Annotated in this window: 1 protein-coding gene; it reads left to right on the forward strand. The window is 54.2% G+C overall.

The window, feature by feature from the left end; all coding sequences use genetic code 11:
* A partial coding sequence (gene cobS / locus E0L35_RS25975; RefSeq protein WP_138801768.1) for an adenosylcobinamide-GDP ribazoletransferase occupies positions 1-395 on the forward strand: 395 nt, incomplete at both ends.

Below are 395 nucleotides of genomic sequence, written 5' to 3' on the forward strand. Positions count from 1 at the left end.
TTATTACTTTTCCTTTAATTGGATTATTGCTTGGCGCGATTAGCGGGCTGGTCTTCATGGTGCTGCAGGCATGGTGTGGCGTACCACTGGCGGCACTGTTTAGCGTACTTGTGCTGGCGCTGATGACCGGGGGATTCCACCTGGACGGCCTCGCCGATACCTGTGATGGCGTATTTTCTGCACGTAGCCGCGATTGCATGTTGGAAATCATGCGTGATAGCCGTTTAGGCACCCACGGCGGTCTGGCATTGATTTTTGTTGTACTGGCAAAGATTCTGGTATTAAGCGAGTTGGCTCTGCGTGGCGAACCGATCCTTGCATCGCTGGCGGCAGCATGTGCGGTCAGCCGCGGGACTGCCGCATTATTGATGTATCGTCATCGTTATGCCCGGGAA

The organism is Halomonas sp. ATBC28, assembly GCF_005937175.1.
Classification (GTDB): domain Bacteria; phylum Pseudomonadota; class Gammaproteobacteria; order Pseudomonadales; family Halomonadaceae; genus Vreelandella; species Vreelandella titanicae.